The 16,234-nt window shown below is 66.9% G+C and carries 10 protein-coding genes and 1 pseudogene; 3 read left to right on the top strand and 8 right to left on the bottom strand.

Annotation, left to right across the window (positions count from 1 at the left end; genetic code table 11):
• Positions 1–66 precede the first annotated feature (66 nt).
• Positions 67–1,377 carry an MFS transporter gene (locus ACQPYK_RS48745; RefSeq protein ID WP_433259651.1) on the bottom strand — a complete coding sequence of 437 codons (1,311 nt, stop codon included), beginning with the start codon at positions 1,375–1,377 and terminating at the stop codon, positions 67–69.
• A gap of 274 nt (positions 1,378–1,651) precedes the next feature.
• On the opposite strand from ACQPYK_RS48745, the gene ACQPYK_RS48740 reads away from it, so the two are divergent.
• Positions 1,652–3,574, top strand: coding sequence for a family 20 glycosylhydrolase (locus ACQPYK_RS48740; protein ID WP_433259649.1), 1,923 nt, complete (start codon positions 1,652–1,654; stop codon positions 3,572–3,574).
• A 264-nt stretch (positions 3,575–3,838) separates the two neighbouring features.
• On the opposite strand, the gene ACQPYK_RS48735 is transcribed toward ACQPYK_RS48740, so the two are convergent.
• The 5 genes from ACQPYK_RS48735 to ACQPYK_RS48715 all read right to left on the bottom strand — a co-directional run bounded on the left by ACQPYK_RS48735 (position 3,839) and on the right by ACQPYK_RS48715 (position 12,180).
• Positions 3,839–7,681: a discoidin domain-containing protein gene (locus ACQPYK_RS48735; RefSeq protein WP_433259647.1), complete on the bottom strand. Its 3,843-nt coding sequence runs from the start codon at positions 7,679–7,681 to the stop codon at positions 3,839–3,841.
• Between the two features lie 229 nt (positions 7,682–7,910).
• On the bottom strand, positions 7,911–9,212 hold the full coding sequence (locus ACQPYK_RS48730; RefSeq protein WP_433259645.1) for a Gfo/Idh/MocA family protein: 1,302 nt from the start codon (positions 9,210–9,212) through the stop codon (positions 7,911–7,913).
• Entirely contained in the window at positions 9,209–10,015 is an 807-nt protein-coding gene (locus ACQPYK_RS48725; protein WP_433259643.1) for a carbohydrate ABC transporter permease, read from the bottom strand. The genes ACQPYK_RS48730 and ACQPYK_RS48725 overlap by 4 nt, the downstream gene beginning before the upstream one ends.
• Complete coding sequence (locus ACQPYK_RS48720) at positions 10,012–10,902, bottom strand: carbohydrate ABC transporter permease (protein WP_433259641.1); 891 nt, start codon at positions 10,900–10,902, stop codon at positions 10,012–10,014. The genes ACQPYK_RS48725 and ACQPYK_RS48720 overlap by 4 nt, the downstream gene beginning before the upstream one ends.
• A complete protein-coding gene (locus ACQPYK_RS48715; protein ID WP_433259639.1) occupies positions 10,903–12,180 on the bottom strand; it encodes an ABC transporter substrate-binding protein in 1,278 nt (425 codons plus the stop codon). It abuts the gene before it with no gap.
• 120 nt (positions 12,181–12,300) lie between these two features.
• Between ACQPYK_RS48715 and ACQPYK_RS48710 the strand changes: the two genes are divergently transcribed.
• Positions 12,301–13,446, top strand: a complete 1,146-nt coding sequence (locus ACQPYK_RS48710) for an ROK family transcriptional regulator (protein WP_433259637.1) — start codon at positions 12,301–12,303, stop codon at positions 13,444–13,446.
• A 277-nt stretch (positions 13,447–13,723) separates the two neighbouring features.
• Positions 13,724–15,232 carry a galactose-binding domain-containing protein gene (locus ACQPYK_RS48705; RefSeq protein WP_433259636.1) on the top strand — a complete coding sequence of 503 codons (1,509 nt, stop codon included), beginning with the start codon at positions 13,724–13,726 and terminating at the stop codon, positions 15,230–15,232.
• Between the two features lie 305 nt (positions 15,233–15,537).
• Here the strand turns inward: ACQPYK_RS48705 and ACQPYK_RS48700 are convergent, their stop codons facing one another.
• Both ACQPYK_RS48700 and ACQPYK_RS48695 read right to left on the bottom strand, forming a co-directional pair.
• Positions 15,538–15,975 carry a hypothetical protein gene (locus ACQPYK_RS48700; RefSeq protein ID WP_433237418.1) on the bottom strand — a complete coding sequence of 146 codons (438 nt, stop codon included), beginning with the start codon at positions 15,973–15,975 and terminating at the stop codon, positions 15,538–15,540.
• Between the two features lie 21 nt (positions 15,976–15,996).
• Positions 15,997–16,179 (bottom strand): annotated as a pseudogene (locus ACQPYK_RS48695) (transposase); the annotation flags it as partial.
• Positions 16,180–16,234 lie beyond the last annotated feature (55 nt).

Below are 16,234 nucleotides of genomic sequence, written 5' to 3'. Positions count from 1 at the left end.
GAGCGCCAGCGAGACCGGGGTGGCCCAGCACGGTGGGCATCGGCGTGGTGCGTCTGGTGGCGTCTTCTAGCGGCGGATGGTCAGGGCCGCGAGCATGCTGCACACGCACGCGACCGCGACGATGGGGAAGATGAGGCCGGTCTGGCCGGTGGAGTCCATGAACGCGCCGATCAACGGCTCGGCCGCACCCGCGAACAGGTAGGAGAAGAAGTTCACGATGCCCGTCGCCGTGCCCGCCATCTGCTTGCCCGCGATGTCCGGGCACAGCGCCCAGAACGACGACTGCGGGCCGTAGACGAAAAACCCGGTGAGGAACAGCACCACGATGCCGCCGACCGGCCCGAGAGGCAGCAGGTACATGGCTACGGCCGCCACCGCGCCCAGGATCATGAACAGCGCGATCGGCCGGTCTCGGCGGGAGCCGAACACCTTATCGGAGATGGTGCCGTTGGTGAGCGCGCCGACCGCCATGCCCACCGGCAGGGCCACCGAGATCCACACCGGGCTGATGCCCGTGTCGGCCGACTTCCAGTCCTCGCCCAGGAAGTAGACTGGGACCCAGATCAGCAGGCCGTAGCGGGCGGTGTTCTGAAATCCGATCGCGATGCCGGTCGACCAGATCTTCCCGCTGCGCAGGACCGCCTTGTACCGCGCCCACGACGATTCCCCGGTGGCGGCCAGGCCGTGACTGTTCACCGAGACCATCTCGAGGTCGTCGAGGAACTCCCTCGGCGGGATGATGCCGGCGTCGGCCGGTTTGTCCCGGGCGACCATCCAGAAGGTGATGCCGCCGACCAGCATCAGCAGCACCGGCAGGCGGAAGATCCACCGCCAGTCGAGGTCGAACGTGTCGACGACCAGCGTCGAGGTGACGAAGGCCAGCACCGATGCCATGCCCGCGGCGAAGGTGTAGAAGCCGAAGCTCTTGCCGCGCTCGTGCGGGGTCCACCAGTTGGAGATGACCCGGCCGCCCGCGGCCCAGCCCATCGCCTGGGCGTACCCGTTGGCGCCCCAGAGGATTCCCAGCGACTTCGCCCCAACGGAGAAGCTGGTGAACCAGTTCATGATCGTGGACAGGATCGCGCCCGCCGTCATCATCCGCCTGCCGCCGAACTTGTCGGCGAGGTTGCCGTTGACGGCCTGCCCGATCGCGTACGACCACAGCAGGATTCCGCTGATCGCGCCCAGGGTCGCCTTCGAGATGTCCAGCTCCGCCTGGATGCCGGGAATGGCGAATCCGAACGTCTGGCGTCCGGTGTAGAAGAACAGGTAGCAGAACATCGCGGCCAGTAGCATGCGCCACTGGAGTCTGCGGAACCGCTGCCCGGAGAGGTCACCGGGCAAATCCTCCTGGGCCGTATTTTTCAGATGGGACACCGGGATTTACCTCGTTCGGGAAAGATCGGGGGGCGACGCGGGGCTGTTTCCTGCTGTGGACCTTGCTCGATCGACCAAGGTGTATCCCCGGTCACTTCGGGGGAGAAGGCGGCAATTTGTTATGGCCGCTATAACCCGATACGACGAGCGGCTTTCCCCAGCTCCGGCTAGCTGCAGGTCCGGTTGATCACTGACGTCATCCCCCATATCTGGACGAGCAGGGATGCGCCGCCTAGCGTCGATCGTGAGCGTCGTCGAAAGGACGTCACCCCCCATGCGTCTCCTTGTCGTCATCGTCCTCCTTCAGTCCTGCCTGTCGGCCAACACCGCGAGCGTGTCCGCGGTGGCCCCCGCGCTCGGCTCGACCGTGGTGCCGATCCCCGCGCAGGTCACACCCTCCAGCACCACGTTCACGCTCGGCTCAACAGCCAAGATCTACACCTCGGCCGAAACCGTCTCCGTCGGCGAGTACCTCGGGGGGCTTCTGCGACCCTCGACCGGGTACGCGCTGCCCGTCTCGACCGCCTCGCCCTCGGGCGGCATCGCCCTGCTGATCGACGCCTCCGTGCCCGGCTACCGCATGGAGGTCACTACCTCGGCCGTCACCATCAGGGCCAGTGCCGCCGAAGGGCTCTTCCACGGCGTGCAGACGTTGCGGCAGTCTTTCCCGGCCGCGGTCGAGCTGCGCACCACCCAACCCGGCCCATGGACGGTGCCCGGCGGCGTGATCGACGACCGCCCGCGCTTCGCCTACCGGGGAGCGATGCTGGACGTCTCACGACACTTCATGGATGTGGCCCTGGTCAAGCGCTACCTCGACGACCTGGCCCTCTACAAGATCAACATGCTCCATCTGCATCTGTCGGACGATCAGGGCTGGCGCATTCAGATCGACAGCTGGCCCCGGCTGGCGAGCTACGGAGGCAGCACCCAGGTCGGCGGCGGTCCGGGCGGCTACTACACCAAGGAGCAGTACCGCGACCTGGCCGCCTACGCGCAGAGCCGCTACATCACCATCGTCCCGGAGATCGACCTGCCCGGCCACACCAACGCCGCGCTGGCCTCGTACGCCGAGCTGAACTGCGATGGCGTAGCACCGCCCCTCTACACCGGCACGCAGGTGGGCTTCAGCTCGTTGTGCGTCACCAAGGAGGTCACCTACCGCTTCGTCGAGGATGTGATCCGCGAACTGGCCGAGCTGACGCCGGGGCCGTACATCCATCTGGGCGGCGACGAGGCGCACGCCACCTCTGACGCCGACTACCGGACGTTCATGAACCGGGTCATGCCGCTGGCGGCCAAGTACGGCAAGAAGGTCGCGGGCTGGAACGAGATCACCAAAGCCGATCCGGCGGCCGAGTCGCTGGCCCAGTACTGGGGCACCGCGACCGGCAACACCTCGCTCGCCCAGGCGGCACAGCGCGGGGTCAAAGTGCTGATGTCTCCGGCCAACAAGGCCTATCTGGACATGAAGTACAACGCCTCCACCCCGTACGGGCTGAGCTGGGCGGGCTACATCGAGGTGCGCACCGCCTACAATTGGAATCCCGGCACGCACGTCACCGGGGTGCCGGAGAGCGCGGTCCTGGGCCTCGAGGCGCCGCTGTGGTCGGAGACGTTGTCGCGGCTGGACCAGGTGGAGTTCATGGCCTTCCCGCGCCTGCCCGCGCTGGCGGAGGCGGCGTGGTCGCCGCAGTCGGCGCGGGTCTGGAACGACTTCCGGGTACGGCTGGCGGCGCACGGCCCGCGCTGGGACGCGCTCGGCATCACCTACTACCGCTCGACGCAGATCCCGTGGTCCGCGACCGGAGGCACGAACCTGGCGCAGGGGCGGCCGGTGACGGTCTCCAGCACGGAGGTGGCGCAGTTCCCCGGCTCGGCAGCGGTGGACGGCAACACCTCGACCCGCTGGTCGTCGGGCTATTCCGACCCGCAGTGGATCCGCGTGGATCTGGGTTCGGCACAGACGGTGAATCGGGTGGTGCTCACCTGGGAGACCGCCTACGCACGGGCGTACAAGGTGCAGCTCTCGGATGACGGGAACACCTGGCACGACGTGTACTCCACGACAGCCGGAGACGGCGGCCTCGACCAGCTCACGGTCTCAGGCACCGGCCGCTACCTGCGCGTCTACAGCACCGCCCGAGCCACGCGCTGGGGCGTCTCCCTGTGGGAGCTGGCGGCCTACGCCACCTGAGCCAGTGGTGCGGCGGCCCTCGATGAGACGGGCGGGATGGTCGTTGCGCTTGCCCGGACGGCGGGCGTGGACGGCACGCGTGCCATCGACGTCAAAACGTCTGGGGTGTCGCGCGCCTGGACCTACTCCGTAGCGGGTTCTCGCTGTCACGCCCCGACACGCCGCTGACCAGCACCGACGGCAAGCGCAACGGCGTCAGCATGCGCGATGGCGGCGGCCGTCGCCAGTCCAGCACCGACGGCCGCCGCATCTATGGAGCCAGACCTACTGCAGTACGCGCACCTCCCGAATGTCGTATCCAGGCGGACTCTGCGCTGATGAGGTCGCGCGCACCCGGACATATCGTGCCGTTACGGGGGCGGGCAGCTCTGTGAGTTCTGACTCTCCTTGTCCTGTCTGGAAGACCAGGCGCTGGGTCGTCCACGTGATCCCGTCGGACGAGGTCTGCACCTGATAGTCCTTGGCCCACGCACTGCCCCAGGCCACGCGCACCTTGTCGAATTGCTGCGCTGAGCCCAGATCGATCGAGAGCCATGCCTCGGCCGAGCCGTCGGCGCGCCACCCGGTCGACGCCTTGCCGTCGACCGCGGCGGCGGGTGATCCCGCCGTGGTCGCCGATGCCGACGTGGTGCGCCCCAGCGCGAGGTTTCGTGGTTCGACGAAGAACTGCATCTCGGCGAGGTTCAGCAGGCCGTCACGCTTGAGGACGCGGTACCAGCGGTAGGCATTGGTGTTGTTCACCAAAGCCGAGTGCCAGCCGGCCCGCGGCTCCGCACCGATGTTGTAGAGGTCGACGTAACCGGAGGTGGCGGAGGTGTTCGAGCCTTGAACGACCGCGTTGGTCAATCGCTCGAGTTGATTTGATCGCGGATGGTGTCGAACGGCTTTCAGCACGCGTCCGTTGCCCAGCCCGAGGTCCAGCCCGGCAAAGGCGCCGTTGTAGCTGCGGCCGTCGAAGAAGGTGTTGGATTGACCGTCGAAGGCGGCGCGAAAGGTTGTGTCGCCGGGCTGCGTGGCCCAGGTGTCGGTGCCGAAAGTCGTGCCGGTGGCTTGCACGAGGTCGTCGCTGCCGGCAAGAAGCTGTAGTTCACCGACGCTCGTGTTGCCGGTGCCACCGACATAGCGGTAGTAGCGGTAGGCGGTCTGGCTGTCGAGCACCGCTTCGTGCCAGGTCGCCGCGGGATTGCCAGGGATCGTGTACAGGTCGACGAAGCCTGCGGTGCTGGAGGTGTTGGAACCCTGGATCCTCGCACCCCCTGTGGCTTGGGGCTGGACGCCGTCGGGGTGGTAGCGGAGTCGCTTGAGAACCTTCGTATTGCCCGCCCCGAGGTCGAGGCCCACCGCTGCAGTGGTGTCCTGGCCTTTGAAGGATGTCGTGACGTCGCCGTCGAACGCGGCGGCGGCGCTGGTCCCGCCGGTGCCGAACGGTGAGCCGATCAACTGGTCGAGTGGCTGCGGGCCAGGTGGGAGGGCGTCGGTGAACAGCTTGATCTCAGCCACACTCGTCTTGCCTGAGCCACCAATGTAGCGGTAGTAGCGATACGATCCGTCGTTGGCCAACGCGAGATTCTGCCAGCCGTCACCCGGCACATGACTGATCTTGAGCAGCTCACGGTAGCCGCTGTCGCGGGTGTTGGAGCCCTGGATCTTCCCTCCCTGCATGAGTCCGCCCTGGCCCACACGGGGATGCAGCTCGATCCGCTTGGCCTTTACTTCTTTGCCGAGGTCCAGACCGACGTAGCTGCCGGTGTCGAGGCCATCGTAGAAGGTGTCGAGCTTGCCGTCGAAAGCCGCCGCCATGCTGGTGTCGCCGGGCTCGGTGTCGGCGTCGGGGGAACCGAAGGGCGTGCCCTTCAGTTCGGCGCCGCCGAAGTCCGGCAGCGCCGCCGGCTTGGCCGGAGCCGCCGCTGGCTCCACGCCGTTGGGCGTGACGACGTACCAGCTGAAGCTCATCGGGGCCAGACTCACCTCCAGCTGGGCGTTGCCGTTGGAGTCGATGTTCAGCTTCTGCGGGGTTCCCGCTCCTTCGCGGTGGACGTCGACCTTGGCGCTGGTCGGTGTGGCCGCCGGGTAGCTGCCGTTCCAGCTCGGCTTGGGGAACCTCTCGGTCACCGGATACGGGCCGTGCACCGGGATGTCCTTGGTGTCGAGGTAGGAGCCCGGGACCGGCTGGGGAGGCTGGCTCAGCCCGGTCATGCCCGTGTAGTAGAGCGGCACGGTCAAGGTCTGGGTGCGTGGCTGGTCGGTCTGGTTGAACACCGCCACGAGGGCCCGCTCGTTGCCGTTGGAGCGAGCGTGCATGAACGCGTCGATGCCCTGTGCACGGGCCGGGTTGGCCGGATCCTGGCGCGGCGGCACCAGATGGATGATGTCGGAGGTGACCAGGCCGCGGTAGGTCTTGTACACGTCGGTCCAGTAGGACACGACCGAGCGGACGTCCGCGTCGCCGCCGTCCAGGGTGGTGCCGCGGAAGAACGGTTGGACACCGGACAGGTAGTTCTGGGCGATCACCCAGCTGTAGTCGAACAGGTTCTGCTTCAGCGGGGCGAAGGCCGCCGCCTCGCCACCGCCGTGATAGACCGAGATCGGGACGAAGGTCCAGGTCGAGGAGGGCGTCTTCTCGTAGGTGCCGTTGTAGACGTACTGCCGGCCCAGCATGAGCTGCTGCTGGCGCGGCGCGCTCCAGCCGTTCTCCTCATACCCGATCCCGTCCTTGTTCGCGCCGTTGAGGTAGTGCAGGTCAGGGGCGTTGATGTACAGGCCCTTGCCGCGCAAGTAGCGGTACAGCTCGTTGCTGAAGACCCACTGCTTGTAGATCGAGTCGTCGCCGCCGTCCATGAAGGCGTGGTTGGTCTCGTTGCACCGAAACAGCGGCCAGGGGCCGTCGACCTCGATGACGTCCATGGACGTGGTCTCGACGGTGGTACGGATCCGGCGCAGGAACTCCTGGAACCCGGTGGTGGCCATACCCATCACCGTCCCCCAGCCCGTGCCCGCGCAGCTGCTCTGCGCCGGGTCGAGGATCTGGCCGGTGGTCAGCAGCACATAACCGCCGACATCCAGCCCCGTGCCTCGGATCGCGTCGAAATCGCCCTTCTTGCGGTTGAGGTAGTTGGGGTCGGTGCTCAGCATGTTGAAGCCGCTGCCGAAGGACTGGATCATCATCTCGAAGCCCATGGCGTCGGCTGCCTGCGCGGAGGCGCGCAGCGCTGTGGCGTTGTCGGAGATCAGGTGGTAGAAGAGCGGGTTCTCGGTGATCTGCGGGGCGATAGTGCGGTACATCGCCTTGATCTCCATCTGCTGGGCCTCGTAGTGGCCGGTGCCGTGCAGCAGAAGGAAACTGCGGAAACCGTCGAAGTGCCCGCCCCAGTGCGGGATCTGGGTGCCGATCCGGTAGGCGGGGCCGACCTTGTGCAGAAGCGTGTAGGTCCGGTACTCCGATGCGTCGACCGCCGTATAGGTGCGGTCCTTGTCGTTGTTGCGATAGGCGTTGCCGCGGCCGCCGTGGAAGTCGGTGTCGATGTAGAGGCGGTCCTTCAGTTCCGCCTTCACGTGCAGGACGTCCACCGTCAGGGCGTCGATCATCACTGCGGTCGCGCCGGTGTTGTCCACCGAGACTTTCTTCATCACCGTGGCGATGCCGTCGTAGATCTCGTAGCGCACCGTCACGGTGAGCGTCTGCAGCTTCGCCGGCAGGCTCGCGACCGGTTTGAACGTCACGACGAGTGCTTTGCCCTTCGCGGGCCAGGGGCGCACCGTCGCATACGGCTTGAGGGTGGTGCCGTCCTTTTCGTAAGGAGTCCACTCATACGGCTTCTGGGTGCTGTCCTCGACGAGGTGAGAGTGGTAGGCGAAGCCGCTGGCGACACCGGGACCGCCCACCGCGTAGGCCACGCCGTCGAGGGTGATGCGGGCTTCGGGCTCTCCCGCGTGATGGAGCATCTCCTGGCCGGTCTGGAGATTGCGTAACGAGGTGGTGGTCATGCCGCCCTGCCGGAGGTCGAACGCGCGGGCGACGATGCCGTTGGCCATCGTGATCTGGTCGGAGCCGACCGTGATGGTCGAGGGTTGCGTCACCGGGTGGACCACCCAGTCACCACGCGCCACAGCGGCGGTGCGCTCACCTTGGGCTGATCGCGGCTCCGCGTGAGCCGGTGCGGGTAGCCCTAACCCTCCTAAAACCAGTGCGACCAGACAACCGATCACCCGAACCGTCGCGGCACGGGTCCTGCCTACTTTCACTTCCATCCGTTTCCTTCCCACGGCCATGCCGAGGCGCTGGATCTGTTTGTCGTGGCGTTACGCAGCCTGTGCAGTGCGGGTGCCTAGCGGCCGATCACAGGCTGACGACGGTTGCGGTGAGGCGGGCACGTTCGGCGGCGAAGACGACGCGGTGGCTGGCCACGCTCTCCTCGATGCCGGAGCGGATCAGCTCGGGACGGCCCTGGTGCAGGGCGTCGACGAAGGACCGGATGAGGTTCTCGTCACCGCCTGCGTGGCCCTCGGCGGCGCTGGAACCGTCGAGGGAGGTATCCACGGTCGTGGTTTTCTCCGACTTGAAGTCATAAATGTGGATGAAGCGGCCATCGCCGGTCAGCTGGCCCGCCGTACCGAAAATCTTGGTGTGGCGGTTCTCCAATGGCGTGAACGCGGTCATCGTGAAGGAGGCCGTGGCCCCGCCCGCGAACTCCAGATTGACCACCTGGTGGTCGGCCACGTCGTTGTCGCAGGCGTAGACGCAGCGGCCGTAGGGCCCCTGGCGCAGCGCCCGCGTGACGGCCTCCTCCGACAGCTCCCCGGCGGTCATCACGCGGGTGAAGTACTGCTTGGTGCCTCTCCTGCGCAGCCCGTCGCGGTAGAGCGCGGTCGCCGAGTAGGCGCAGCTGTCCTGGAGCGGGCAGTCCAGGCAGCGCTCCGCCGCCCCGTCGGGCCGGTTGTCCGGCCGGAAGTGGAACAGCCCGCCGAAAGAGGAGGCGCGCAGCACCGGCCTGTCCACGATGTAGACCAGCCAGTCGATGTCGTGGCAGGACTTGGCCAGCAATGCGAAGGTCGCCTCGTCGGTGCGCCGCCAGTTGCCGCGCACGAAGGAGTGGGCGAAGTGGTAGGCGCCGATCGGCTCCAGGTGCTCGACGCTGACGATCTCCCCGATCTCCGGCAGCAGCTCCTTCACCCGCTGGGTGTAGGGGGTGTAGCGCATCACGTGGCAGACCGCGACGGTCACGCCGGTGCGCGCCGCGAGCTCGCCGATCGCCGTCGACTCTGCCTCGGTGGGCGCGATGGGCTTCTCCAGCAGGATGTCGTAGCCCTGCCCGGCCAGGACGTTGGTGGGCTCCAGGTGGCCGGCGTCAAGGGTGGCCACGATCACCGCGTCGGCGATCCTGCCGTGGGCGGCCATCTCCCGCCAGTCTGCGAAGACCCGCTCTGATGGCAGCGCATGCCGTACGGCAAAGCGGTCCCGCACCTGGTCGCGGGGCTCGGCCACCGCGACGATCTCGACCCGGTCGGGCCGTTGCGCGGCGAGCTCGGCGTAGCCGGCGCCGCGGGCTCCCGCGCCGACGACGGCCACGGTCAGCGGCCGCTCCAACGGCACGCCGAGGTGCGCATGCAGGTTCGCGTGGGTGGAGACAATGGTGGTCATCCTTTGACTGCTCCCCCGGTGAGACCCTTGACGAAGTGCTTCTGCAGCACGAGGTAGAAGACGAGGATCGGCAGCGTGGCCATGAACATCAGGCCGAACATGCCGCCGAAATCCCGCTGGAACTGGCCGAGCGAGCGGTAGACGCCCACCGTGACGGTGGTGCCTCCGGCCGGTCCGAGAATGATGAGCGGGTTGAGGAAGTCGTTCCAGATCCATACGCCTAGGAAGATCAGCACACTCGCAGTGGCCGGGCGCAGCAGTGGGAAGACGACCCGCCAGAAGGTGGCGAAGCGGCCGCAGCCGTCCATCGAGGCCGCCTCCTCCAGCTCGATCGGGATCGAGCGGATGAAACCGGAGAAGACGAAGACCCCGAAGGGCACGTAGTAGCCGACGTTGAACAGCACCAGCCCGCTGATGGTGCCCATCAGCCCGGTGGCCTCCAGCACCTGGGTGACCGGCACCAGGATGACCTGCGGTGGGATCATCAGCCCGGCCAGCAGGACGAGCAGGGCGATGCGGCCGAAGCGGCTGCGGGTGCGGGCGACGTAGTGGCCGAGCATCGCCGAGACGACGGTGAGCACCACGATCGACAACAGCGTGACGGTGACGCTGTTGACCAGGCCATTCCAGAAGAGTCCGTCCGGCCTGGCCAGCGCCTGGGTCAGGTTGTCGAGTGTGGGCGGGATCGGCAGCCCGGCCGGGTCGGCGGTGATGTCCGGGCCGCGCTTGAAAACGTTGGTCACCACCAGGTACAGCGGCAAGAAGAAGGCGCTGGTGACCGCGATGGCGAAGAGTTTCCTCACAGGTCGACCTCCCGGCGCTTGAGCACGCGCAGCGCCACCGACGAGATGACGGCGACCAGGACGAGCATGATGATCGCCAACGCTGAGGACAGGCCGGTGCGGTTCTCGCTGAAGCCGATCTGGATGACGTTGAAAGCGAGAGTCGAAGTGGTGCCCAGACCGGGGCCGCCGGCGGTGAGCACCTGCACGTGGTCGTAGGCCTTGAAGCCGGTGATCAGCAGCATGACGGTGTTGAGCGTCAGGGCTGGGGCCAGCATCGGCCAGGTGACCTTGCGGAAGCGCAGCCATGGTCCGGCGCCGTCGAGCTGCGCGGCCTCCAGCAGCGATTCCGGCACGCTCTGCAGTCCGGCCAGGTAGACCACCGAGCAGAAGCCGAGCATCTGCCAGGAGATGACGAACCCGATCGAGTAGAGCGCCAGGTCCGGATCGGACAACCAGCCGACGCGGGTGCCGAGCAGTCGGTTGATCAGTCCTTCGTCCTGCAGCATCGCCATCCAGACCACGCTGACCACGACCGAGCTGAGCACAACCGGGACGAAGAAGACGCTGCGCAGGGCGTTGTAGAGCCAGCCTCGCCGGTCCAGCAGCACGGCCACCATCACCCCGCCCACGTTGGGCAGGATGACGATGATCAACGTCAGGACCGTGGTGACCTGGAACGACTTCAGGAAGCCGCTGTCGGTCAACAGCGTCACGTAGTTGCCTAGGCCGACAAACCCAGCTTCGGTGTGGAACAGGTCGGCGTTGGTCAGGCTGTAGCCGAAGCTGAGCAGGATCGGCGCGAGCACGAAGCCGGCGTAGACGAGCAGGCCGGGAACGGCGAACACGAGCGGATAGCTCCAGCCCCGCTTCCCGGTCCTGCCCGGCGCCTTCCTTTCCAGGGACATCTACTGGCCGCCGGCCTTGATCCACTCCTCGTCGAGGAGCTTGGCGGCTTCGGCGCCGTCGGTCTTGCCTGCGATGATCTGCTGCGCGATCGCGGAGACCTTGTCGCCGACACCCGGCAGCAGCGCGTCGTCACCGGTCTCGACGGTGAAGGCGTTGACCACCTTGCCGGATTTGAAGACCTCAAGCGTGGTGTTGTAGACCGAGCCCATCTGCGGCGGCGTGTAGCCCTTGATCGCGATGATCGCCGCGTCGGCCTTGACCAGCACGTCGTTGTTGGCCGCGTTCTGGTTGAACTCCAGCGCGAAGGTCCTGGCCGCCTCCAGGTGCTTGGACTTGGCGTTCACGATCGGCCCACCTCCGGTGTAGGAGGGCACCACGGTGGAGCCGTCGTCGGTCGGCCAGGCGAACACGCCCACCTCGAAGGGCGGCTTGTTCGCGTCGGCACTCGCCGCGAACCACGAGCCCATCGGGTACATCGCCCCCTTACCGTCCAGGAACGCCTTCTCGGTGGACGGGTAGTCCCTCGACAGCCCCGCCTTGTCCACATAGCCCTTGGCGACGAGGTCGGCGAACTTCTGAGTGGCCCCCACGAAGAGCGGGTCGCTGAAGGTGGTCTGCCCGGCGCGGCGCTTGAGGAGGAAGTCCGGCTGCTTGCTGTAGACGTCGGCGCCGACCAGCGCGACCCACATGTAGCCGGCCGCCCAGGCGTCCTTACCGCCGCCGCCCACCACGAAGGGGTTGACGCCCTTGGCCTTGAGTTTGGCGGAGACCTCCAGCAGCTCGGCGTAGGTCTTCGGCGGCGCGGTGCTCCCGGCCTCGGCGAACAGCTTCTTGTTGTAGTAGACCAGCGGGATCGGCTGAGAGTTGTAGGGGAGCTGGTAGATCTTGCCGCCCAGCGGATTGGACTGCGGGTAGTCGTAGGCCTTGAGCTCCTCAGGCGTCCAGGCGTACAGGTTGCCGCTCTCGGCGAAGCCGGCCGGGGCGACGGCCTGCATCACATCGGGCAGCTGGCCGGAGGCCAGCAGCTGCTTGGCGTAGGCGTTGCGCTCACCGGCGCTGGGGGCCACCAGCTTCTTCACGACGATGTCGGGGTGCTTGTCGGTGACGCGCTTGATCGCCTCGTCCCAGTACTGCGGGGTGAGGTTGGGGGTCTCGAAGACGAGGAAGGAGATCTCCTTCTTCCCGCTCGCCGAGGGTTGTTGGGGCGTCCCACCGCTGTCGGCAGGGGCGCATGCCGTGAGCGCGATGAGCGCGGCGAGGCAGAGGGCCTTTTTCATGGGGGGCACTCCTTGGAAATTATTAAACTAAAGGTTGTTTAATATCTTGCCCATGGTTTAGCATCTTCCTCAGAGGCAGGCAAGAGTCGGATGCAGAGTTGTTACGGGAGTAGCAAGCACATGATCAAGGTGTTCCGTGCCGATCCGGCGCTGCTGCGCCGCCTCAACGTCGCAACGGTGCTCCGCGCCCTGTACGGCGCTGAAGAACTGACCTTCGCCGAGCTGGTCAAAACCAGCCAGCTGTCCCGACCAACCGTCGAAGAGATCATCTCGGACCTCGAGCAGCAAGCTCTGGCTGAAGAGGTGGGCCTGGCCCCCGAGGGGCCCCGCCCGGTCGGCCGCCCTGCCAAGCGTTACCGCTTCCGCCCGGAGGCCGGGCACCTGGCCGGGGTCGACATCGGCCCGCACAAGGTGCTCTGCCTGGTCGCCAACCTCCGCGGCGACATCGTGGCCAGCGCCCGCGCGGACGTGCGGCCGGAGATGAGCGCTGTTGAGCGCCTGGCCGCCACCCGCTCCGTGATCGAGCAGGCCGTCCGCGGCCGGGCAAACGTACGTGCGCTCGGAGTGGGAATCACGGGTATCGTCTCGGCCGGCAAGGTCGTGCTGAGTAGCCGGCTGCCCGATTGGGAGGGTCTGGACCTCGCCGCCGCGCTCGGCAGCGATCAGTCCTACCCCGTTCTCGCCGGAAACGACACCAACCTGGCGACCTTGGCCGAGCATTGGCGTGGTGCAGCTCACGAGGCCGACGATGTGGTGTACGTCCTGCTCGGCCGAGCCATCTCCCTCGGTCTGCTGCTGCGGGGAACGCTTCACACCGGGTACAACGGCGGCGCGGGCGAGATCGGCGTCCTTCGAGAGTCCGGCTGGTACACCGCCTTGGACCGATTCCTGTCTTACGGCGACGTCGATCCCATAGGCGCCCCCGCCAGCAGCGCTGCGAAGCGGGTCTTCGACGCCGCACGGAGCGGTGACCCGACAGCGGTTTCGGTCGTGAACTCCTTCGTGTCGGACATAGCCCCAGGCGTCGCCGCCGCCGTACTGACAGTCGATCCCCAACTGGTCGTCATCGGAGGTGGTCTCTCTCAGGCCGGCGATCTGCTAGCCGAACCGTTGCGCGCCGAGCTGGCCAAGCGGTGTCTATTCCCGGTCACAGTGGCGACCTCGACGCTGGGTGATGAAGCGGTGGCGCTGGGAGCAGTGCGGCTGGCACTGAACCAGGTGGAGGCCGAGTTGTTCAGCCCAGACGATCCTCACGCCGCTCGCTGAGCGGGGCTGACGCCTCGCGAAGGGGTTGTGTAAGCACCTCAAGGCATCCGTAGGTCCTCCTCCGTGTAGTCCTGACCGACACGGATCAACGATGAGCACGATCGTCCAATGAGAATCCGCCCGCACGATGCGGTGCCGCCCAAGACGGCGGGCCACCGCTGTCCCGATTCCCGAGAAAAGGAGCCACCCCCTGATGTTCGGCAGACCCTCCACTCGGCCCCCGGTCGACGGCCAAGACCCGTTATCGCGCGGCAACGCCCCCCGAGGATCCTCCTCCGTGGCAGGACGCCGTACACGCTCGCTCGACCGCCTCGCCGTCTCGTTCGTGGCCGTGCTCACCCTGCTGGCGGGTTTCGCCGCGCTGTCTCCCACCCCGTCAGTCGCATCGACTCCGCCCGCGGACGACCCCACCCGAGCCCCGTACGACCTCGCGCTGGACGCCCCGGTGCTGATCGTGCTCGGGCAGAGCAACGCGCTCGGCTGGGGGGCGCCGATGAGCAACTCCGCCGATCTGGCGCAGTGCGCGTCCTTCAGTCACGTCAAAGGGCTGAATCGGCAAGGCAACCGCACGGTCGGGGCCACACAGGCGACATGGACGCCGTACACCTGCACCGGCACCAACCTCGGTGCCGAGTTCAACAACGGTCTCAGCTACAGCGTCGCCTCGGCGACCGCGCTGCGGTGGGAACGCGCCGTCAACGCCGGCACCGCCCTCCCCGACCTTCACGTGATCTACATTGGCTGGGGTGGCCAGGGCATACAGGAGACGGACGGGGCACTTGACCGGTGGTGGCCCGACCGCGACCCGACAAAGATCGACAGCCTGCACCAGCTCACCCTGAACACCATTGGCAACAGCCTCCGGGCGCTGCAGGAGGCCGGCAAGCGACCGCGCATCATCGGCATACACTGGAACCAGTGGGAAACCGAGGCGGGGCTGAACACGACGATCAGCGCCAGCCATGTCCAGCAGGCGTTCCTCAACGTCCTGGAGCCGCTGAGAACGATGATCGGCGGCACTTCTGCCCCGGTCTTCCTCTACCGTCCGCGCGCAACGAACGCGCAGCCGGCGCCGACGCAACACGTCGTGGACGCACTGACGGGTCTCGCCGACCGGCCCGCGCCCAATTCCTACAGGCTGCTCGACGCGGCCGACGCCACCTCGGCGACGGGCACGCCGCTCTATCAACCCTCCGCCCCGAGCAACTACGGGATCTTCATCGACACGGTGCACTACTCCCGCGCCGTGCAGGAGTGGTTCGTCGATCAGCAGTGGAAGACCGTCTTCACCGAAGGTCTGTACGGCGCACCCGTCGAGACCACCGTGAACGCGGCCCTGGGACGACCGGCCACCCAGTCCTCCCCCTGGCACACCGTCAATTTGGCCCCGCGGGCGGTGGACGGCAACACCAACGGCGTCTATGCCGCCGGAAGCACCAGCCACACCAGCCGCAACCAGCGGGCCTGGTGGCAGACCGACCTCGGCGCGCAGCGCCCAATCCGGTCGGTGGAGGTGTTCAACCGCACGGACTGCTGTGTCGACCGCCTCACCGACTTCCACCTCGTCGTATCGGCCACCGACTTGACCGGCCGGAGCTGGGCGGACATCGAGGCCGATCCGGCGGTGAAGCGGATCCGGATCAAGGGCACCTCGCCCCAGAAACTCACCATCCCCGTCGGCACCGACGGACGGTTCGTGCGGGTCCAGCTCGCCGGCACCAACTATCTCAGTCTGGCCGAGGTCCGCGTCAACGTCCCCGCCTCCGCGGCCGGCACCGGTAGCTGACTCCGATCACACCCACACAGCCAGGCACAGCAGCCGACATCTGACCGTCCCTTACACCATCCCCAACGGGAATCAGCCGATCAGGAACAGCGCCGGTGTCCACCACACCAACGCGGTACCCGGTGGACGCGGCTGCGGCTACTCCTGTGCCATCTCCCGGCTCTGCTCTGCGGACGTTCCTTCAGTGTCCGCAGAGTTCCTACCGGAGCGGGCCTTGTCGGCCCGCTCCGACATGAGGGCGGCACCGTAGTCGAGGGTGACTAGTGCCGCGTCAAGCAACCTTTGCCCTGTAATCGTCGGGGGCGTCAGCTCGTGCTAAGTGGTGCATTTTCCTCGGCATCGAGCTGGTGGTCCGCCCAGACGTAGCTTTCGGGAAGCAGGTCGAGGATGGAGACGGTGCGGAGTCTGTCACTTGTGCCGACGATCACCTTGAGGGCTGGGAAGTAGTCGAGAAGGACCTGGCGGCAGCGGCCGCATGGGGGCACAACGCCTCGGTCGCGGTCGCCCACGGCAACGATGGTGTCCAGGTCGTAGGCGCCCTGCGCGGCAGCCGTGCCGATGAGGACCAGCTCCGCGCAGGGACCGCCGGTGAAGTGATAGGCGTTCACCGCCGTGACGATCCGGCCGTCGTGGTTGCGGGCCGCGGCCGCCATGGTGTGGTTGTCGCCCCGGCAGCGTGTGGCCGCGACATGCGCCGCAGCCTGGATCAGTTCATGGTCGACGCGGTTGATCTGTGTGGTCATCTTCTCTGCCTTCATGTGGTGTCAGGCGGCGTTGGCCCGGGCGACGATGGTGCGGAGCCAAAGGTCAGCGGTGTGCTTGTTCCGCCAGATGACGTAGCGGCGGATCATGCTGCCCTGGGCCGTGTGGCTGGGGTGGTCGGTGCCGTCGAGAGCGAAGTACCGCAGGGCGGTGAACTGGGCCTCGATACGATTGACCCCTGTCGAGCAGGGCCGATCGATGTGCGGCCAGTTATGGCGCATATAACAAGCCCGTCGATCG

Origin of the sequence: Streptosporangium sp. CA-135522 (genome assembly GCF_050949235.1) — a bacterium.
In the GTDB taxonomy this organism is placed as follows: domain Bacteria; phylum Actinomycetota; class Actinomycetes; order Streptosporangiales; family Streptosporangiaceae; genus Streptosporangium.
Note: the sequence above shows the minus strand (reverse complement) of the source record. Positions and strands in the feature narration are given on the sequence as shown.